This is a genomic window from Lysobacter sp. CC-YZS074 (genome assembly GCF_056739745.1).
Map to the genome: position 1 here is coordinate 55744 of NZ_CP200301.1, position 19988 is coordinate 75731.

General features: G+C 70.2%; 17 protein-coding genes. 4 read left to right on the forward strand and 13 right to left on the reverse strand.

Features of this window, described 5'->3' with window-relative positions; all coding sequences use genetic code 11:
• Position 1 precedes the first annotated feature (1 nt).
• From U8331_RS00255 to U8331_RS00295, 9 genes are all read right to left on the reverse strand, one after another.
• Positions 2 to 2812, reverse strand: coding sequence for a type VI secretion system Vgr family protein (locus U8331_RS00255; protein WP_481131641.1), 2811 nt, complete (start codon positions 2810 to 2812; stop codon positions 2 to 4).
• Positions 2813 to 2896: 84 nt separating this feature from the next.
• Positions 2897 to 5650, reverse strand: a complete 2754-nt coding sequence (tssH, locus tag U8331_RS00260; RefSeq protein ID WP_481131642.1) for a type VI secretion system ATPase TssH — start codon at positions 5648 to 5650, stop codon at positions 2897 to 2899.
• 63 nt (positions 5651 to 5713) lie between these two features.
• The gene (gene tssG, locus U8331_RS00265; RefSeq protein ID WP_481131643.1) at positions 5714 to 6799 is read right to left on the reverse strand and encodes a type VI secretion system baseplate subunit TssG; all 1086 of its coding nucleotides are present in this window, start codon (positions 6797 to 6799) and stop codon (positions 5714 to 5716) included.
• Entirely contained in the window at positions 6763 to 8598 is a 1836-nt protein-coding gene (gene tssF / locus U8331_RS00270; RefSeq protein WP_481131644.1) for a type VI secretion system baseplate subunit TssF, read from the reverse strand. The genes tssG and tssF overlap by 37 nt, the downstream gene beginning before the upstream one ends.
• Positions 8599 to 8625: 27 nt before the next feature.
• Entirely contained in the window at positions 8626 to 9114 is a 489-nt protein-coding gene (tssE, locus tag U8331_RS00275; RefSeq protein ID WP_481131645.1) for a type VI secretion system baseplate subunit TssE, read from the reverse strand.
• Between the two features lie 80 nt (positions 9115 to 9194).
• Positions 9195 to 9695: an Hcp family type VI secretion system effector gene (locus tag U8331_RS00280; protein ID WP_481131646.1), complete on the reverse strand. Its 501-nt coding sequence runs from the start codon at positions 9693 to 9695 to the stop codon at positions 9195 to 9197.
• 156 nt (positions 9696 to 9851) lie between these two features.
• On the reverse strand, positions 9852 to 11333 hold the full coding sequence (gene tssC / locus U8331_RS00285; protein ID WP_481131647.1) for a type VI secretion system contractile sheath large subunit: 1482 nt from the start codon (positions 11331 to 11333) through the stop codon (positions 9852 to 9854).
• 3 nt (positions 11334 to 11336) lie between these two features.
• Complete coding sequence (gene tssB / locus U8331_RS00290) at positions 11337 to 11846, reverse strand: type VI secretion system contractile sheath small subunit (RefSeq protein WP_481131648.1); 510 nt, start codon at positions 11844 to 11846, stop codon at positions 11337 to 11339.
• Between the two features lie 42 nt (positions 11847 to 11888).
• Positions 11889 to 12485 (reverse strand): tetratricopeptide repeat protein, encoded by a 597-nt coding sequence (locus tag U8331_RS00295; RefSeq protein ID WP_481131649.1) that lies wholly within the window; start codon positions 12483 to 12485, stop codon positions 11889 to 11891.
• A gap of 240 nt (positions 12486 to 12725) precedes the next feature.
• Here U8331_RS00295 and tssJ point away from each other — a divergent pair, with 240 nt between their 5' ends.
• The 4 genes from tssJ (at position 12726) to tssA (ending at position 16660) form a co-directional block, all read left to right on the forward strand.
• Positions 12726 to 13343: a type VI secretion system lipoprotein TssJ gene (gene tssJ, locus U8331_RS00300; protein WP_481131650.1), complete on the forward strand. Its 618-nt coding sequence runs from the start codon at positions 12726 to 12728 to the stop codon at positions 13341 to 13343.
• Between the two features lie 89 nt (positions 13344 to 13432).
• Entirely contained in the window at positions 13433 to 14770 is a 1338-nt protein-coding gene (tssK, locus tag U8331_RS00305; protein WP_481131651.1) for a type VI secretion system baseplate subunit TssK, read from the forward strand.
• 22 nt (positions 14771 to 14792) lie between these two features.
• Complete coding sequence (icmH, locus tag U8331_RS00310) at positions 14793 to 15584, forward strand: type IVB secretion system protein IcmH/DotU (protein WP_481131652.1); 792 nt, start codon at positions 14793 to 14795, stop codon at positions 15582 to 15584.
• Positions 15585 to 15625: 41 nt separating this feature from the next.
• On the forward strand, positions 15626 to 16660 hold the full coding sequence (tssA, locus tag U8331_RS00315; protein WP_481131653.1) for a type VI secretion system protein TssA: 1035 nt from the start codon (positions 15626 to 15628) through the stop codon (positions 16658 to 16660).
• Between the two features lie 33 nt (positions 16661 to 16693).
• Here tssA and U8331_RS00320 read toward each other — a convergent pair whose 3' ends face one another.
• From U8331_RS00320 to U8331_RS00335, 4 genes are all read right to left on the reverse strand, one after another.
• Positions 16694 to 17656, reverse strand: coding sequence for a ParB/RepB/Spo0J family partition protein (locus U8331_RS00320; RefSeq protein ID WP_481131654.1), 963 nt, complete (start codon positions 17654 to 17656; stop codon positions 16694 to 16696).
• Positions 17653 to 18462 (reverse strand): ParA family protein, encoded by an 810-nt coding sequence (locus tag U8331_RS00325; RefSeq protein WP_481131655.1) that lies wholly within the window; start codon positions 18460 to 18462, stop codon positions 17653 to 17655. Before U8331_RS00325 ends, U8331_RS00320 begins: the two co-directional genes overlap by 4 nt.
• Positions 18463 to 18696: 234 nt before the next feature.
• Complete coding sequence (gene rsmG, locus U8331_RS00330; protein WP_481131656.1) at positions 18697 to 19371, reverse strand: 16S rRNA (guanine(527)-N(7))-methyltransferase RsmG; 675 nt, start codon at positions 19369 to 19371, stop codon at positions 18697 to 18699.
• Positions 19368 to 19979, reverse strand: coding sequence for a 4'-phosphopantetheinyl transferase family protein (locus U8331_RS00335; RefSeq protein ID WP_481131657.1), 612 nt, complete (start codon positions 19977 to 19979; stop codon positions 19368 to 19370). Before U8331_RS00335 ends, rsmG begins: the two co-directional genes overlap by 4 nt.
• Between the last annotated feature and the right edge of the window lie 9 nt (positions 19980 to 19988).

The following is a 19988-nucleotide window of genomic DNA, read 5'->3' on the forward strand; positions in this document are numbered from 1 at the left end:
GCTAGACCAGCCCGGCGCCTGAGTGCGCAGCCTGCTCGTCCTTGAACTCGCAGGCCTTCAACTCGCCCTTCGCCAATTGCGGCGCTTCCAGCGTCGCGTTTTGCTGTGTCGTCCACTCCTTATTCGCCGCCTTGAACTCGATCGTCCCCGGCGCGACGACTTCGATGTTGCCGCCTTCCAGCCTGATATAGGCGCCCGCGGCGGTGGCCAGCAGGTGCTTGTTCGGCGCGGCGATCTGCACGTCGGCGGTGGTGCTGGCGACGGTGACGCTGGTCCTGGCCGCGACCACCGCAAGGTTGCTCACCGCGCGGGCGCTGACCGTGCCCTGCGCGGCATGCAGGGCGATGCCGGTCTCGGTGTTGGGCTTGCCGGCCGGGGGCTGGCTGCCGTGGGCGTACAGGGCGATGCCGCCGCTGGCGCCGGTGACGCTGGCGCCCTGGGTCAGCCACTGCAGGTCCTGGCCGGCGGTCAGGGTGGTCTGTTCGCCCGATACCCAGACCTGGTCGGCCGGGGTCAGGCTGGCGATGCCGTCGGGGCTGCTGGCGGCCAGCAGCGGGGCGGTCCACGCGGGCACTTCGCCCTCGCCGCCGCCGACGCCGTTGCCGGGGGCGCTGCCGGTGGTGGTGGCGTCGAGGTGTTCACCGACGGTCTTGAGCGCCTCGCCCGCCGGCAGCGGGGTGGCGGCGCCCGGCAGGTCGGCGCCTTGCGCATTGGCCACGTCGTCGAGGCTGGCGACCAGTTGCCCGCCCTGCGCCAGTTGCGCGCGGGCGCCGCTGGCGTCGAGCTGGCGGCGGCCACGCTCGGTGCTCAGCAGCAGGCCGGCGCCGGCGCGCACGGCGCCGCCGGCGGCGGTTGACAGTTCGGCGCCGAAGCCGCGCTCGCCATCGCGCACGTTGTCGCGGCCGCCCTTGAGGTGGCCGAGGGTCAGGCTGGTGTCGCGCTGGGTGGTGCTGGCCTGGGCGCGGCCCTGGCCGGGGGTGTCGTCCAGCCGCAGCTGCTGGTAGCCGCCGCTGCCGGACTGGCTGGCCGACAGCGCCTGGCTCTTGAGGCCGGTGAACACCGCGCGGTGCTCGTTGCCGTCGAACCACGCCGGGGCGTTGCCGGTGGCACCGGCGGCGCCGGCGCCGACCTGGTTGTGCGGCGCGTCGCTCTGGCCGCGGCCGTTGTGGAGGCTGCCGATCACCACCGGCCGGTCGATGTCGCCTTCAAGAAAGGCGACCAGCACTTCCTGGCCCTTGCGCGGCAGCAGCACGCTGCCCCAGTTGTCGCCGGCCCATGCCGTCGCCACCCGCACCCACGTCCAGCTGCCGGCATCGGCCGGGGCGTTGTCGTCGCCGGCCGGGTGCGGCTGGCGGTTGCCGGCGTTGCCGCCGCGCTGCCACGGGAACTGCACCTTGATGCGGTGGTCGCGGTCGGTCTGCAGTGGCTCGCCGTCGCTGACCACGACCGCGGTCTGGCTGCCGTGCACGGTCGGCCTGGGGTGCAGGCGCAGGCCGTGGCCGTCGGTGGTGCGGGCGCGGAACGGCGTGGTCGCGGGCAGCGCGGTGAAGCTGTTCTGGTAGAAGTCGACCTCCGCAGCGTCGGTGGCGACGGTGGCCGTGGCCTCGTGGCCGAGCGCGCCCGGCAGCGCCAGCGATGGCAGGCCTGCGCGACCCAGTTGCTGCTCGACCTGCGCCAGCACCTCGGCACCGAGGTTGTTGCGGGCGCGGTGGCGCAGCTGCAGGCAGGCGAAGCGGTTGCCCGACGCGCCATCGGCATCGACGCCCGGGTGCTGGTTCAACGCGAAGCTGCCACCGGCACTCAATCGGCGCCAGCTGCCGCGGCCTTCGATGGTCCCGCGGGTGACCTGCAGCGCTTCCAGCTGGCGCTCCAGGTGGCGCTCGCCGGTGGCGCGGTCCGGCCACGCGTAGGGGCCGGCGATGTCGCTGTCCTCGGCGACCACCGCGCCGTGCGCGTCGCCGTCGAGCTCGGTATCACGGCTGTCCAGCCGCCGGTAGTCCCAACTGGCGCGCTTGAGCCGCCCGGTCTGCCAGCGGTGCACGGCCGACCAGTGCTGGATGCCGTCGTCGCGCTCGGTCACGTCGCTGCGGTGGAAGCGCACGTCGCCGAGGTCGGCGAAGGCGTCGTTGTGGTCGGCGATCACCACCGTGTGGACACCGAGGCTGTCGTCGCCCGGCGCGCCCGCGTGCTCGACCCAGTAGAACAGGCCCTCGTCGGCCAGCAGGCGCTCGATGAAGGCGAGGTCGCTCTCCTCGTACTGGGTGACCAGGCTGCGCGTGCGGTAGACCGCACGGTCGGCCAGCTCCCAGCGCCAGGCCGGGACCATGCGTCCGGCCGCGGCGCCCCCCGAGGGGACTTCCTTCGGGGCGTAGTCGGCAAACACCGACTCGACGATCTCGACCACCGTCATGTCCTGGAACACGTAGCTGTCGACCCGACGGCGCAGCAGCGCCAGCCACGGCTCGACCACCAGCCGGTAGCGCGCCAGGCCGCCGTTGCTGCCGATGCGCTCGAACGCGGTGACATGGCCGTGGAACGGGCGCAGCTCACTGAAGCTGGCGGCGGTCTGCAGTTCCAGCAGCACCGGCTGGCCGAGCAGCTCGGCCAGGTCGATGTGGGCGTCGACCGACAGCGCGGTCAGCTCCAGCCGGTAGCCGGCCGTGCCGTCGAGGGCGGGCGCCAGCGCCTCGACGCCATCGAGGCTCTCGGCCACCAGCACTTCCGGGCCCAGCGGCGTATGCAGGCGCAGCAGCCGGTCGTGCTGCTTCGGCCCGGCGCCGAGGGCCGCGAAGATCGTTGCAAGGACATCCATGGCTGTTCGCTCCTTGCGATTCGCCGGGTGGCCACCGGGCCACCCCGCTTCCATGCGGATTCAGTCTGGGCGAATGATACCCGGCTAGCTGACCTTGTACTTGAAGTCGCCCTTCTTGCCCGCGCCGACCTTGATCTTCGCGACCCGCTCGCCCTCGGCCATCTTCGCCAGCACCGACTCGGCGATTTCCGGCAGCAGGGTGCCGTTGAGGATGTGGTCGACGTTGCGGGCGCCCGAATCGACCTCGGTGCAGCGCTGCAGCACCGCCTCGACCAGGCTGTCGTCCCACTCGAACACGGCCTTGTGGTTGGCCTCGACCCGGTCGCGGATGCGGCCGAGCTTGAGCGCGATGATCAGCGCCAGCACGTCGTCGCTGATCGGGTAGTACGGCACCACCTTCATGCGGCCCAGGAAGGCCGGCTTGAACGACTTCATCAGCACCGGGCGCAGCGCCTCGGCCAGCGCGTCGGCGGCGGGGATCTCCCCGGCCGGCTTGTTGAGGCAGGCCTGCATGATCTGCGAGCTGCCGATGTTGCTGGTCAGGATGATGAGCGTGTTGCGGAAGTCGATTTCGCGGCCTTCGGCGTCGTCCATCTGACCCTTGTCGAAGACCTGGAAGAACATCTCCAGCACGTCCGGGTGGGCCTTCTCGACCTCGTCCAGCAGCACCACCGAGTACGGGTTGCGCCGCACCGCCTCGGTCAGCACGCCGCCCTCGCCGTAGCCGACGTAGCCCGGCGGCGAGCCCTTGAGGCCGGACACGCTGTGCGCCTCCTGGTACTCGCTCATGTTGATGGTGACCAGCTTGCGCTCGCCGCCGTAGAGGATGTCGGCCAGCGCCAGCGCGGTCTCCGTCTTGCCGACGCCGGACGGGCCGACAAACATGAAGACGCCGCGCGGCTTGTTGGGATCCTCGAGCTTGGCCGAGGCGGTTCGCACGCGCTGGGCCACCGCCTCCAGTGCGTGGTCCTGGCCGATCACGCGCTCGGCCAGCAGCGGCGCGAGGTTGCGCACGGTGCGGATTTCGTCCTTGACCATCCGGCCCAGCGGCACGCCGGTCCAGGCGCTGACGATCTCGGCGACGATGCCGCCGTCGACCTGCAGCGGCACCATCGGCGCCTCGCCCTGCAACGCACGCAGTTCGGCCCGCAGCAGGTCGAGCTCGGCGAGCCCGGGGCTGAGCGCCTTGGCGGCCTTCTTCGACTTCGATGCCTTCGGCTTGGTGGCCACCGCGGCGTCGCCGTCGCTGGCGGCGTCCTCGGAGTCGGGGCCGCTCGACGCGTCGGCGGGGGTCGCGTCGCCGCCTTCTTCCAGTTCCGCGCGCAGCGCCTGGATCCTGCGGGCGATCTCGCTCTCGGCCTTCAGTCGCTTCTCGCTGTCGGCCAGTACCGTCTCCGCCTGCGACTGCTGCGCCAGCAGTTCGGCCAGGCGCTCGTCGTGACGGGCGCCGCCGGCGGTCTCGCGGCGCAGCGCGGCGATCTCGGCGGCGAGGCGGTCGAGGTGCTTGCAGGTGTCCTCGATGATCGCCGGCGTCGCGCTCTGGCCGAGGGCGACCTTGGCGCACGCGGTGTCGAGCACGCTGACCGCCTTGTCCGGCAGCTGGCGGCCGCTGATATAGCGGTGCGACAGGCGCACCGCCTCGGTGATCGCCTCGTCCATCACGCGGATGCCGAAGTGCTTCTCCATCAGCGGGACCATGCCGCGCAGCATCGCCGCGCAAAGCACTTCCGACGGCTCCTCCACCTTGACCACCTGGAAGCGGCGGGCCAACGCGGCGTCCTTCTCGAAGTACTTCTTGTACTCGCTCCAGGTCGTCGCCGCGATGGTGCGCAGCTCGCCGCGCGCGAGCGCCGGCTTGAGCAGGTTGGCGGCATCGTTCTGGCCGGCCTGGCCACCGGCGCCGATCATCGTGTGGGCCTCGTCGATGAACAGCACGATCGGGTGCGGGCTCTTCTTGACCTCGTCGATCACGCCCTTGAGGCGGTTCTCGAACTCGCCTTTCACGCTCGCGCCGGCCTGCAGCAGGCCGAGGTCGAGCACGTGCAGTTCGACTGCCTTGAGCACGTCGGGCACGTCGCCTTCGGCAATCCGCGCGGCCAGTCCCTCGACCACCGCGGTCTTGCCGACGCCGGCCTCGCCGGTGAGGATCGGGTTGTTCTGCCGGCGCCGCAGCAGGATGTCGATCATCTGCCGGATCTCGGCGTCGCGACCGATCACCGGGTCGACATGGCCGTCGCGCGCCCGCGCGGTCAGGTTGGTCGTGTACTGGTCCAGCGCCGGGGTCTTCGACAGGCCCGGCTCGGGCGCCGCTTCCGCTTCGCCTTCAACCCCGGCGCCGGCATCGGCGAAGCGCACGTCGCCGGCCTCGCTCGATCCGTCCGTCAGCTTGGCGAAGTTGTGCTTGAGCTCGTCGCGCTTGATCTTCGCGAACTGGGCCGAACCGCGGTAGGCCAGCTGCGCCAGCCCGGGTTCGGTCAGCAGCGCCAGCAGCAGGTGCCCGCTGCGGATGCGGGTGGTCTGCGAGTCCAGCGAGGCGATCAGCCAGGCATGCTCGAACAGCGTCGGCAGGTGCGGGCTGAACACCGGCGTTCGCGAATTGCCCTGCTTGAACCGCGCCAGCTCGTTCTCGATGTCGCGGCGCAGACCGTCGAGGCCGATGCCGCTGCGCTGCGCGATCAGCGCGACGTCGCCTTTCGGGTGCTCGAGCAGAGCGAGGAACAGGTGCTCCAGGTCGACCTCGTAGTGGCCGCGCGACAGGCACAGGTTGGCGGCACGTTCGGCCGATTGGCGGCAGGCGTCGTTGAGCTTGCCGATCAGGGTCTTGAGGTTGATGCTCATGCGGTGCGCTCCATGCGTGTTGCTCTCCGGAAGGTGTATGGGTTGGCCGTCATGCGGTGACGGTCATTGCAGGGTGTGGATGCCGTAGCGGGTGTCCGAACGCGGGCTGTCGGGCGGGCGCGAGCACAGGTAGCTGTCGAACCCGAGCCGCACGCCGGCGGGACCGAGCGAGGCGCCGCGCACGTCGGCGGGCCTGAGGCTCAGGCGCACTTCGTATTCGAGGCTGGCGCCGGTCAGCAGGGTCAGCCAGCGGGCCAGTGTCTTCGCCGCGCTGCCGCCGGGCAGCAGCTGGTCGAACTGCTCGCGCCTGAGCGGGCCGAACCACAGCCGCATGCGCAGGTCGCGCTGCCAGACGCGTTCGCCGGCCAGCGCGGTGCTGCCCAGCGCGGCATTGCCGACGCCGAGGCGGGTGCGCTGCGATTGAGGCACCGGGTACCAGGCGCCAACGAACGACTCGACCTTCAGCGGCACCGCGAAGTAGTCCGACAGGATCCGCTGCAGCATCACCGCCGACACCGGCCGCTGCCGGATCGCGCCGGCGTAATGCGCCACCGCCTGGTCGAACACCGCGCCGTCTGCGTCGTCCAGCCGCCCACGCAGGCTCGGCATGCCCAGGCCGGACAACGACAGCACCAGCGGCAGGAACCGCTCGTTGCTGTCGAGTTCGTACTGGAACCCGAGCTTGTGCTTCTTCCACGCGGCGTAGTGCAGCGCCACCGCCCGGTTGCTGAACATGTCCAGGAACGCGCGCGCGGCGCGGTCGCGCTGGTACAGCTCGCGTCCGGCGAGGGTCTCGGTGTAGTGCAGCGGCAGCACGCCCTGGCTGCCGAGCAGGCCTATGAAGGACGGCGTCAGGTGGACCTCGCCGAGGTCCTCCATGGTCACGGCGTGCTCGACCGCGGCGTCGCGGTCCAGCTCGGTACCATCGCTGGAGAACGCCTGCGCCGACTCGATCTCGCCGGCGGGGAAACCCATCGACATCGAGTTGCGGAAGCGCAGCCGGCCCGGCAGCACCTCGTCGGGCCTGACGCCCTGCCGCGCGAACAGCCGCTCAAGGATCCGCAGCGCCTGGAAGAACTCGAAGCGCTGCGGCCGGGCGAGCAACTGCTGCGCTACACCAGGATCGATTCGCCGCTGCGCGGTTCGCATCGGAGCAGTTCCTCGCCGCTGCCGGCCGAGACCAGCGTCAGTTGGGTGAAGCTGTTGGCGTGCACGTACAGGCCGAAGAAGTGGTCGAGCACACGCGCGAACGCGGCGATGCCGTGGCCGACGAACGCCGCCTCGTCGATGCCGAGCCGGATCTCGACCCCGCGCACGACGCTGGCGAAGTGCCTGCCGGGCAGCCACGCGGTGGTCGAGCGGTGCTCGATCGAGACGATGCCCTCGATCTGCCGCCCCGACACGCTGGAGCGGGCGATGTCGTACAGCCGCAGCATCTCCTTCAGCGCCGGCAGGCCGTCCTGGCTCAGCGACAGCTGGTTCAGCGCGAGGTGCGAGATCAGCCGCCACTGCACGCCGCGGCCGCGCTCGAAGCGCATCGGCTGGGTCGGCTTGCGCAGCAGCGCGATCGAACGCGCCGGGCCGCCGCCTTCCATCGTCAGGTCGCCACCCTGCACACCGTAGGCCAGGTGCGCCGGCAGGTCGCGGTTGCTGCAGGTCAGTTCGAGGCTGACCACGTCGGTCTGCGGCTGCACCGGATTGAAGTCGAGGTCGACGAACGACAGCTCGGTCTCGAACCCCGGGCTGCTGCGCGCCACCCGCTCGTCGCGGTGGGCGAGCCAGTAGTGGCCGGTGCCGTCCGGGGTCTCGCCGTGTTGCAGCGAGTAGAACGGCCGGAACTCGGTGACCTTCTCGCCCTGCGGGGTCTGCCGCACGCGCTTGACCGAATCGATCGAGAACACGTCGTAGGCGAACGCGCGACGGGCGTCGGCGACCACCGGGTAGCTGGTGCTGCGGTGGTTGATCCGGATCGGCTCGCCGTGCTGGGCGAACAGGTTGACCACCGGGGTGCAGCCCAGCTGCACGTTCTCGCGCTGCAGGCCTTCGAGGATGCGCGCGGCCGGGTGGCCGGGCGGCTGCGACGCCATCACCAGGTGCACGGTGAAGCTGCCGCCGGGATGGCCCTTCAGCGGCCGCAGGTCGAGGTCGAAGAAGCCGAACTTCTCGGGGAAGGCGAACAGCTCGGTCAGCAGGCGGTAGGCCGGCTGCGAGCGTTCGGGGAAGTCGATCAGCGCCTCGTCGGCGGCGAAGCCGACCTGCTGCAGCGGGTTGCGCGGCAGCGCGATCCAGCGGCCGCCGTCGGCCGGCTCGACGTAGGCGGCGCGCACGCCGAACGCCAGCGCGTCGCGCATCGCCGCGACAAACGACGGCTCGCCGTCGATGAACAGCCGCAGCGTGTCGATGCCAAGCGCGTCGACGCTCGCGGTTTCACCGACCAGTTCGAACGACAGCGAGACCTGGCCGCCGCTGCCCTGCGGCAGCGCGGTTGCCAAGGGCGCATCGGCGATGCCGCGGTAACGCGCGGCGCGGACCTTCACCGGCGCGAGGGTGACGTCGTAGGCGCTGCGGAAGCGGCAGGTCACGCCGCGCACGCTGCGCGAATGCAGCAGCGCGTCGCGCTCGATCGTCACCGGCGCGGTCAGCTGGGCCAGCGCCGGGCCCATGTCGAAGCGCGCGATCGAGCACGACGGGAACGGCCGCAGGTAGTGCGGGTACAGCACTTCCAGCAGCGATTCGGTGAACTCAGGGTAGTCGTCCTCGATCTTCTTGCTGACCCGCGCGCTGAGCAGCGCGAACGACTCGATCAGCCGCTCGACGTGCGGGTCCTGGCTGCCGTCACCGGACAGCAGCAGGCGCCCGGCGATCTTGGGATAGCGTTCGGAGAATTCCTTGCCGTAGCGGCGCAGGAACGCGAGCTCGCGCTCGTAGTAGGGCAGCAGGTCTTCCATCTCAGGCGGTCACGTGCGCGGGGCGGCTCAGGCCGCCACGGCGCGGCGCAGGCGGCTGACCGAGTACTGCAGCGTGCTCGGCTGCAGCATCGCGTCGAAGCTGATCGGCTCGCGCGCCGGCTGCACGTCGAGCAGTGCATGGATCGAGAAGTGCAGGCCGCCGACGCCGCGGCCGTTGCCTTCCAGCGTCACCCGGACGTTGTGCAGGCGCGGCTCGTGGCGGGCGATCGACTGCTCCAGCAGCCGGCAGATCTCCGCGCGGTCGTGGCCGTTGGCCAAGCTGCGGGTGGAGAAGTCGCGCAACCCGTAGGTCATCAGCGACTTCTGGCAGTTCGGGTATTCCTTCAGCATCGCCTCGTCGAACGCGGCCCGGCTGTTGAGCAGGCCCTCGAGGTCGCGGGCGACCGATTCCTTGTACTGGTCGAGCGAGATCGACTTGAAGATGCGGCTCGGCGCGGTCGCGCGCGGCTCGTCATCGAACAGCTTCTCCAGCAGGCTGGGCTCGAATCCTTTCATGTCCTGTCCGCCGTGTTCACTGCACAGCCGTGCGCCGGCTGCAGTGCGGTGGCGACCGGAGCCGCCACCGCATCAACACATCAAGAGACCGTGTAGGTCGGCTTGTTGTTGGTGTTGCTCCACTGGGCAACGGTCTTGCCGCCGGTGCCGCCACCCTGCTTCTGCTGGGTGTACGACCACTTGATGGCGCCGAAGCTCAGCGAGACCTGCTCCGACGGCATGCCATCGTGGCCGAGCGCGGTCGAGACGCGGTGGACCAGCACGTTCAGCAGTTCGATCGTGTAGTAGTTGATCGCCTTGCCGTCCTTGTCGGCGCGCATGAACTCGATGCGGGCCTTCGGGAAGGTGGTGCCGTTGGCGCAGGCCTGGAACAGAGCGGTCGACGCGAGGTCGATGCGCTTGTTGATCTCGATCGGGGTCATTTCAACGCGGGCGGCGGTGGTGCCACCGGCGCTGGACGCCGTCGCCGAACGCGGCTGCAGGACGTCCTGGTTGAACGACTCGATCTCGATCCAGTCCTTGTGCTCGGCGTCCTTGGACTCGCCCTTGATGGTGTCGATGCTGAGGAATGCGTGTTGCATGATCTGGTTTCCTTTGTTCCGTTCTTCCGTGAGAGTGGGTGCCGATTCCGCCATCGGTAATGCCGCTGGCGTCCCGGCGCGGTTTACAGCCATTACGAACTGCTCACCACTGGTCAGGATCTGGATCCTGTTGCTACGGCATACCGCCAAACGCTGCTACTTGTTGCTTCCCGGGAGCTCGGCCACCAGGCGCAGCGATACCGACAGCTCATCGAGCTGGAAGTGCGGGCGCAGGAACGACACGGCGCGGTACACGCCGGGCTTGCCGGGGACTTCCGACACCTGCACCGAAGCCTCTCGCAGCGGAAATTGCGCCTTCGCTTCCTGCGTCGCGTTGTCGTCCAACAACACATACTGGGCAATCCACCGGTTGAGGAAATCCTCGACGTTCCCTGCCGAGGCAAAACTGCCGATCTTCTCGCGCATCATCGCCTTGAGGTAATGGGCGACGCGGGAGACCGCGAAGATGTACTGCAGCTGGGCCGACAGCGACGCATTGGCGTTGGCCGCGTCGGTGTTGTACTTCTTCGGCTTCTGCGCCGACTGCGCGCCGAAGAAGGCGGCGTAGTCGGTGTTCTTGCAATGGACCAGCGGGATGAAGCCCAGGTCCGAGAGTTCCTTCTCGCGACGGTCGGTGATCGCCACCTCGGTCGGGCACTTCAGCGCGACTTCGCCGTCGTCGGTGCGGAAGGTGTGGGTCGGCAGCTCCTCGACCAGGCCACCGCCCTCGACGCCGCGGATCGCCGCGCACCAGCCGTAGTCCTCGAACGCCTTGGTCAGGCGCGCACCGAACGCGTAGGCCGTGTTGCACCACAGGTAGCTGGAGTGGTCGTCGCCGGCGACTTCCTCGACGTAGTTGAAGCCCTCGACGGTGGTGCCGTCCTTCGGGTTGTACGGCAGCCGGCCGAGGAAGCGCGGCAGGGTCAGGCCGACGTAGCGGCTGTCCTCGGAATCGCGGAACGACTTCCACTTGGCGTACTCGACGGTGTCGAACACCTTGGCCAAGTCGCGCGGCTTGCCCATCTCGGTGAAGCTTTCGAGGCCGAACATGTCCTCGCTGGCAGCCGAGATGAACGGCGCGTGCGCCGCGGCGGCGACATGCGACATCTGCTCGATGAAGTACATGTCCTCGGGCTGCCGGCCGATCTCGTAGTCACCCAGCAGGGCGCCGAACGGCGAGCCGCCGAAGGTGCCGAACTCTTCCTCGTAGACCTTCTTGAACAGCGCGCTCTGGTCGAAGTCGATCGCCGACTTGAAGTCCTTGACCACGTCCTTCTTGGGCGCGTTGAGGACCTTGATCTTGAGCTGGGTGCCGGTCGAGGTCTGGCCGCACAGGTAGTGCAGGCCGCGCCAGGTGCTTTCCAGCTGCTGGAACTGCGGCGCATGCATCACCGCGGTGAGCTGCTCGGAGATCATCCGGTCGAGCTCGGCCACCCGTGCGTCGAGCGTCAGGTTGAGGTTTTCCGAGATCACCACCGTGCCCTGCAGGACCTCGCGGGCGAGCTCGGAGATGATGTCGCGGGCGCGCCGGTGCTCGGCCTCGGACTTGGCGACCTTGCTCTTCTCGACGATCTGGTCGAGCAGGCCGAGTTCGGCGACCTCGCCCACCGCCTGCGCTGCACTTGCCTGTGCGTTCATGACTTACTCCTGGTCGGCCGGCTCGGACTGGCCGAGCTGCTTGAGTTGCTCGGTGTTGGCGAGCACGTCGTTGAGCAGATCCTCGAGCTTCTCGTTGCCGGCGACCTTGTTGCGCAGGTCGGCCAGCTTGGAGCGCGCTTCGAGCAGCTTGCGCAGCGGCTCGACCTGCTGCACCACCGACTCCGGACGGAAGTCGTCGATCGAGTTGAACTTCAGCTCGACCGCGATCTCGCTGCCGTCGCCGGCCAGCGTGTTGGGGGCGCGGAACTGCGCGCGCGGCGCCATGCCTTCCATCACTTCGTCGAAATTGTCGAGGTCGACGTTGACGAACTTGCGGTCCTTCAGACGCGGCAGCGGCTGGTCGGGCTGGCCGCTGAAGTCGCCGAGCACGCCGACCACGAACGGGATTTCCTTCTGCTCGATGGCGTCACCCTTCTCGACGTCGTAGGTCAGCTGGACACGCGGCGGGCGCACCTTCTCGAGGCGCTTCTGGATGCTTTCCTTCTTGGACATTTCATCGTCTCCCTGACGAAAACTGCGTGCTGGCGCGGCGCGTCAGCCGCCCAGCACTCCGAACGGATTCGCCACGGCCGGCTTCGACTCCGCGGCCTTGGGCGCGACGCGTGGGGTGGTGCTGCGACGCTGCGTCGCGCGACGGCGCGGCGCCTTGGCGGTGTCGCCGGCATCGAGGATGTCCTCGCCCATGGTGGCGCGCATGGTCGCGGCCAGGCGCTCGGCCTCGGTCCGGGCGGTGTCGGACGCCAGCGCGCCGTTGCCCTGCAGGCGCTGCAGCGACTGCGACGCGATGCGCAGCCCGGCCACGGTCAGCACGCTGTCGGCCACCTGGTCATCGGGATCACGCTGCAGGACTTCCTCGGCCGCGACGATCGCGCGACCGTAGTTGCCCGCGTCGAACTGCAGCTGTGCGATGCGCAGCCACGGCTCCTTGCGGGTGGGATCGGCCGCCGCAGCCTGGTCGAAGGCGACCAGCGCCGACTCGATCCGGCCGGCGCTGACGTCGGCCTCGGCCAAGCCGAGCGCCTGCGCGAAGCCCTCGCCCTTGTCCGGCAGGGTGGTGCAGGCGCCAAGGCCGGCAACCAGGGCGGTCGCGGCGAAAAGACGGGTGACGACAGCCAAACGAATGGATTTCATCCGACACTCTCCTTGTGGGCGCGCACGGTGCGGGTGCGGCCAAGCTCCATGATCAGGTGACCGCGCGGGCGATCACTTGAAGACACCTAGGCTGGATATAGTAGCCTTGTTCCGCCGAGGTCAAGCCGACCCCCGGCGGCGCTATTCTTCACCACGGATGCCCGCCCTGCAATCCCGGGCGTGCCGCGCCGGCAACGCCGGCCCCTTCGACGGAGCGAAACCCCCATGGACGGTCGACCCATGCCAAGCCCCCGCGCCGCGCGCGTGACCGGCGTACGAGTGGCCGCGATGCTGCTGGCCTGCCTTGCCGCGACGACCGGCTGCAGCAGCCAGGGCGGCATCAAGCAGGCGTTCGGCAGGACCCTGCAGGCGGTGGGCATCAAGGAGGCGCCGGCGCAGGCGCGCGAACTGCCCGTATACCTGCACGCCGGCGGGAACCTCAACGCCGGCGACGGCCAGCGCGCGTTGTCGCTGGTGGTGCGGGTGTACCAGTTGCGCGCGAGCGAGCGGTTCGAGGAGGCGCCGTTCGAGGTGTTCCTCGATGCCCAGCGCGAGCGGGACGTGCTCGGCGACGACCTGATCCGGGTGACCGAGGTCCTGCTCGCGCCGGGGCAACGGCACGAGCTGGTCGAGCCGTTGCCGGCCGACGGATCGCACCTCGGCGTGGTCGCGCTGTTCCGGCAACCGGCCCAGGCCCGGTGGCGCCTGACCTTCGACGCCAGCGACGCCGGCGAGGAAGGCATCACCGTGGGCCTGCACGCCTGCGCGATGACCACCACCAGCACCGCGCTGGAAACCGCGCTGGCCAGCCCGGCGCACAGCCTGTCGTCGAGCCGCTGCACGTCGTCACGGGGATGATCCAGGTGTAGTACCCTGCCGCCCGCACGCGGCCGCCCGGAGCGGCCACGGCACGGAGCAGCAGCGAGCAAGGGATTGGAATGACTCGGATGTCGAAGGTTTTCTGGGGCGAGGGACTGTTCCTGCGCCCGCAACACTTCCAGCGCCAGGACGCCTACCACGAGGCACGGCTGCAGGCGTTCGCCAGTGCGATGCATCCGTATGCGTGGGGCGTGCGCCAGGCACAGTTCGACCTGCAGGCGCTCGCCAGCGGCACCCTGCGCGCGCAGCGGCTGTCGGTGGTGTTCCCTGACGGCGAGCTCTACGACGCTCCCGGCGACGACGAGCTTCCCGAAGCGCTGTCGCTGACCCGGCTTCCCGCGGGCGTCCAGGCCACCACGCTGCACCTCGCGCTGCCGCTGCTCAAGGACCACGGCGGCAACTGCGATGCCGACGGCGACACCCACGTCTCGACCCGCTACCGGCAGACCCACCAGCCCACCGCCGACCTGTTTACCGACGCGGGCGAGGCCGAGATGGCCTACCTGCGCAAGCGTGTGCGCCTGCTGACCGACGACGAACCGCGCGACCCGTACGTCACCGTGCCGGTCGCACGCGTACGTCGCACCGCCACCGCCGGTTTCGAGCTCGACGAGAACTTCCTCGCGCCGAGCCTGGGGCTGGCGGCCGCACCGCCCCTGCTCGGCGAGCTGCGCCGCCTGCTCGACAACCTGCAGGCCAAGACCGAAGCCCTGCACGGCCTGCATCGCGAGCCGTCGCAGTCGGTGATCGAGTTCCGCTCCGGCGACATCGCCTCGTTCTGGCTGCTGCATACGGTCAACGCCGCGTTTGCCGCGCTGTCGCACCTGTTCCGCCATCCCGGCCTGCATCCCGAGCGCCTGCACCAGGAGCTGCTGCGGCTGGCCGGCGGCCTGCTGACGTTCTCCGGCAACCACACCCTGGCGGATCTGCCGGCCTACCAGCATGCGCAGCCGGAGGCCGGGTTCCGCCAGTTGTTCGACATCATCCGCGACCTGCTCGGCACGGTCATTTCCGAGCGCTACTTCTCGATCGCACTCACAGAAACCAAGCCGTCGTTCCACCTGGCCCGGCTGGATTCCCAGCGCATCGACGAACGCTCGGCGTTCTACCTCGCGGTGGGCGCGGACCTGCCCGCCAACGAACTGGTGCAGACCGTGCCGGTCCGGTTCAAGGTCGGCGCGCCCGACGACGTCGACAAGTGCGTGCTGTCGGCGCTGCCCGGCGTCAAACTGCTCCATGCCGCGCAGGTGCCCGCCGCCATCCCGGTCCGTCCCGGCTCGCAGTATTTCGCGATCGAACCGCGCGGGCCGTTGTACGAGCGCATGCTGAAGTCGCAGTCGCTGATGATCTACGTCCCCTCCGGCATACGCGAGCTCAAGCTCGAGCTGATCGCCCTGACCGCGTAGCCGCGCACCGAGCATGGAAGCCATGAACTACCCGAACCCGCCCGTTCCCAACCGGATGCCCTCGCTGTCGCCCGCGCAGGCCGCGCCCGCGGCCGCCGGCGGCGCAGCCAACCCGCGCAGCCTGCTCGACCTGATGGCCGACGGCTTCTACCTGCTGATGCTGCTCAAGCGCGGCCGCTTGCCGGAGACCGAAACCTCGTTCGTCGACGCGGTGCAGCGTTTCCTCGACGGGGTGGAGCGTGGCGCGGGCAAGCTCGGCATCGCGGCCGAGGACGTGTACGCCGCCAAGTACGCGTTCTGCGCGGCGGTCGACGAGGCGATGCTGACCCAACCGTCGGCGCTGCGCGAGGAGTGGGAACGCAATCCGCTGCAACTGCGGCTGTTCGGCGAGCACCTGGCCGGCGAGCACTTCTTCGACCGGCTCGAGGAACTGCGCGCGCAGGGCGCGCCACGGCTTCCCTCGCTGGAGGTCTACCACTATTGCCTGCTGCTCGGCTTCGAGGGCAAGTACCGGCTCGAAGGACCGGAGAAGCTCGGCTATCTGATCGCCCGGCTCGGCGACGAGATTGTCTACCTCAAGGGCAAGCGCACCGGCTTCGCACCGCACTGGGCGCCGCCGGACCGGGTCAGCCACGCACTGCGCCGGGTAATGCCGTTGTGGGCACCGGCGGCGGTACTCGCAGCGGTGGGCCTGCTGGGCTACTTCGGCCTGTCGGCCCTGCTCGCCGGCGACACCGAGCAGCGGCTGGCCGGTTACGACCAGGTGGTGCAGCTGCCCGCGCGCACCGCCCACCTGACGATCACCCTGCCCTGAGCGGTTTCCGCTCCGCCCCGCCAGTACGCCACGGACTGCACATGCTCGACCTGGACGCCCTGCTTTCTCCCGTTTCCGACAGCCAGCCCGCGGGCGAGGACCTGTCGTTCTCCCTCGAATACGACGTCATCCAGGAGGCCCGCCGCGCCGACGATCCGTCGCTGGAACAGGGCGAGTGGGTCACCGAACTCAAGAGTGCCGACTGGCCCGCGGTGGCGAAGCAGTGCACCCGGCTGCTGCGCGAACGCAGCAAGGACCTGCGGCTGGCGGTGTGGTGGACCGAGGCGCAGACCCACAACCACGGCATCGCCGGACTCGCGACGGGCTACCGGCTGGTGGCGGGCCTGTGCGACAGGTTCTGGGACGAGGTCCATCCGCAGGTCGAGGACGGTGACCTCGAACAGCGCATCGGCAACCTGAGCTGGCTCATCTCGCACTCCGGCGACTGGCTGCGCAAGCTGCCTCTGACCCAGGCGCCGCAGGGCCGGTTCGGCCTGGTCGACTTCGAAGCCGCACGTTCGCGCGCGGGTGACGGCGACGTGCCGGCACTGGAGACCCTGGAAGCCGCGCGCCGCGACACCCCGCGCGAGTTCTACCTGCAGCTCACCGAATCGCTGCCCGACTGCCGCGAGGCACTCGCCGCGCTGGAGCGGGCGGTGGATGCACGCCTCGGCCAGGACGGGCCGAGCTTCACCGCGTTGCGCGACCAGCTTTCCCATCTGGGCGATACCGTCCAGCGCTTCGCGCGCGAAGCCGGCGTGCTGGTCGACGACGCGGCCGGGCCGGTGACGGACGAACCTGCCGCTGCCCCCCCGGTGCCATCCGGCGCGCCGCGCCAAGCGGCCACCGGCGAGATCGCCACCCGCCGCGATGCGATTGTCCAGTTGCGCCGGGTCGCCGACTTCTTCCGCCGCACCGAGCCGCACAGCCCGGTCGCGTACCTCGCCGACAAGGCCGCCCACTGGGGCGAGATGCCGCTGCACATCTGGCTCCGGCGCGTCATCAAGGACGACGCCACGCTGTCGCAGCTGGAAGAGATGCTGGATGTCGCCGAGCCGGCCGACGCCCACGACTGACCCCCCGTCATTCCGGCCGTGCCGACCGCGCCGCTATTCGGCGCGACCGGCGCGCAGCTTCTCGAGCACACCCTCCAGCGAGTCGACATCGCTGTAGTGGATGACCAGCCGGCCCTTGCCGCCACGCCCGTGGAGCACGTTGACCTTGGTGTTGAGCGACTCCGACAGCTCGCGTTCGAGGCTGACGATGTCGGCCTGCGGCCTCGCCTTCGCCGGCTTCGCGCGCTTACCCTCGGGCACCTTGCCGAGGGCGAACTGCTGGGCCCGGTGCTCGACCTCGCGCACCGACCAGCCGTGCTCGGCGGCGTCGGCGGCGAGCTTGCTCGCCAGCTCCGGCGACAGCGTCAGCAACGCGCGGGCGTGGCCCATTTCCAGCCGGCGTGATTCGACCAGCGCGCGGATCGCCGGCGGCAGCTCCAGCAGGCGCAGCAGGTTCGACACCGCCGCGCGCGAGCGGCCGACCGCCTCGGCGGCCTGCGCGTGGGTCAGGTCGAACTCGTCGATCAGGCGCTGGAGCGCGTTCGCCTCTTCCAGCGGGTTGAGGTCCTCGCGCTGGATGTTCTCGATCAGCGCCATCGCGACCACGGTCCGGTCGTCGACCTCGCGCACCACCACCGGGATCTCGGCAAGGCCGGCGCGCTGGCTGGCCCGCCAGCGGCGTTCGCCGGCGATGATCTCGTAGGTGCGCGAGCCGCGGCCGTCGTCTTCGCGCACCTCGCGCACGACGATCGGCTGGATCACGCCCTGGGCGCGGATCGACTCGGCCAGCTCGTCGAGCTTCTCGTCATCCCAGTGCTTGCGCGGCTGGTACTTGCCGGCGGTGAGCGCGTCGATCGGAAGGTGGCGCAGGGTGTCGCTGCCGGTCGCTTCCAGCGCGGGTGCCTCGGCGGCGGCCTTCGGCCCGAGCAGGGCTTCGAGGCCACGGCCGAGGCCACGCTTCTTCGCCGCCGCGCCCTTGGGTGTGGGCTTGGGGGCGCTGTTCTCGGCAGCCGTCATGCAGTGGCCTCCTGCGGTTGCGTGTTGGACCGGTCGGACTGGCGTTCGCGCTGGCGCCGCAGCACCTCGCCGGCCAGGCCGAGATAGGCGATGCCACCGCGGCTGGCCTTGTCGTAGCCGACGATGCTCTGGCCGTGGCTGGGCGCTTCGGCCAGGCGCACGTTGCGCGGCACGATGGTGCGGAACACGCGGTCGCCGAAGTGGTGGGTGAGTTCGGCGGAGACCGCGTTGGCGAGGTTGTTGCGCACGTCGAACATGGTGCGCAGCACGCCCTCGATCTCGAGGCCCGGATTGAGGTTGGCCTTGAGCGCTTCGATGGTGTCGAGCAGCGCGCTGATGCCTTCCAGCGCGTAGTACTCGCACTGCATCGGCACGATGATCGAATCGGCCGCGGTCAGCGCGTTGAGGGTCAGCAGCGACAGCGCCGGTGGGCAGTCGATCAGGATGAAGTCGTAGTCGCCGGCGATCGGCGCCAGCGCCTGCTTGAGCTTCTGTTCGCGCCCCTCGATGCCCATCAGCCGGATCTCGGCGGCGGTCAGGTCGATGTTGCCGGGCAGCAGGTCGAAATCTTCCGGCGCGCGCACGATCGCCGCCGGCGCATCGGTCTCACCGAGCAGCACCTCGCAGACCGAGGTATCGAGCTCGCGCTTGTCGACGCCGCTGCCCATGGTGGCGTTGCCCTGCGGGTCGAGGTCGACCAGCAGCACCTTCTTGGGCGTGCGCGCGAGCGCGGCGGCGAGATTGACCGCGGTGGTGGTCTTGCCGACCCCGCCCTTCTGGTTGGCGACGGCGATGATGCGGGCCATGCGGCTCGTCCCCTGATTCTCTATGGATGCGCAGGACGGCGCGGCGCGCCGGTCGGACAGGGGATTATGCCCGCCTCGGGCGGCGCTTGCCCGAACGGGGCCGGCGCGCCGACGGAAACCGGGCGCGGCGGGCGCCGCCGTGATCCGGATCACGTTCCGCCCCCGCAACGCGCGCGGGTGACCGCCGGGCACCCGCGCGCACGCCGGGCGCACCCGCGCCTCCGGCAACCCCGGTCAGTCAGCCGACGCCCGGCGCTCCACCACCACCAGGTGGCGCTCGGCGTCCAGTCCCGGCACCCGCAGCGGGTGCGACGACGCCACCGTCCAGCCGGGCGGCAGGGCGGCGATCTCGTCGACCGGGTGGACGCCCTTCATTGCGAGCAGCCGGCCGCAGGGCTTGAGCAGGTGCCCGCCGAGTTCGACGATCAGCGGCAGGGTGGCCAACGCGCGTGCGGTGATCGCATCGAACGCGCCGGGCTCGTCGAGCGCCTCGATGCGCGACTCCGCGACCCGCACGTCGGACAGGCACAGCCTGCGGATCGCTTCGCGCATGAACCGCGCCTTCTTGCCGTTGCTCTCCACCAAGGTCACCCGCAGCCCCGGCTTGGCGATCGCCAGCGGGATGCCGGGCAGGCCGGCGCCGGTGCCCAGGTCGGCGAGCGCGCCGCCGGCACTGGCGATGGCGTCGACGTGGGCGTGCATTGCCAGCGAGTCGAGCAGATGCTTGTCGACCATCTCGCGCGGGTCGCGCACCGCGGTCAGGTTGTAGGTGCGGTTCCAGCGCACCAGCAGCGCCAGATAGTCCAGCAGCGGCGCGGACAACCCGCCCGCCAGGCCGAGTGTTTCGAGGCCGGGTTCGAGCGCGGCGCCGAGGCGCGCGCGCAGGTCGGGGGAAAGAGCGTCGTTCATCGGCCGCGATTATGACTGCTCGGGCGCCGCTCCCGCGCATTCCAGGCCAGCGCACCGACATAGCCGGACGCCGGGCGCAGTTCCTGTATCGACCATGCCTCCACCGCGCCCAGTGCCGGATCGCACGCCTGCAGCCGCAGCCCTTCGGCGGTATCGGTGAACCGCAGGCGGTCCAGCCCGAACGAGATTCCGTGTCCGTGCGCCTTCAGCAGCGCCTCCTTGGCGCACCACAGGCGCAGGAACGACCGGGCCTGCTCCGCTTCGTCCAGAGCCTTCAGCCAGCCGGCCTCGGCCGGGTCGAAAAAGCGCCGGGCCAGGGCCAGCGCCCGCGGGCGGGGACGCAGCCATTCCAGATCGATGCCGACCCGGCCGCCCTCGACGAGTGCCACCAGCAGGCCCTCGCCACTGTGGCTCCAGTTGCAGTCGAACCGCGGCGGGCACGACACGAGCCGCGGCCGTCCGCGGCCGTCGCGGACCAGCGGCACGTCGCCTGCGGCGCAGCCCAGCTGCTCGCCGAGCCAGGCCCGCACCAGCGGCTCGGCCGGGGTGCCCGGTGGCAGCGGCAACCATGTCCAGCGCGGGCCGGGCGGTAGCGCGGGCGGGGTCATGCGGGGCGT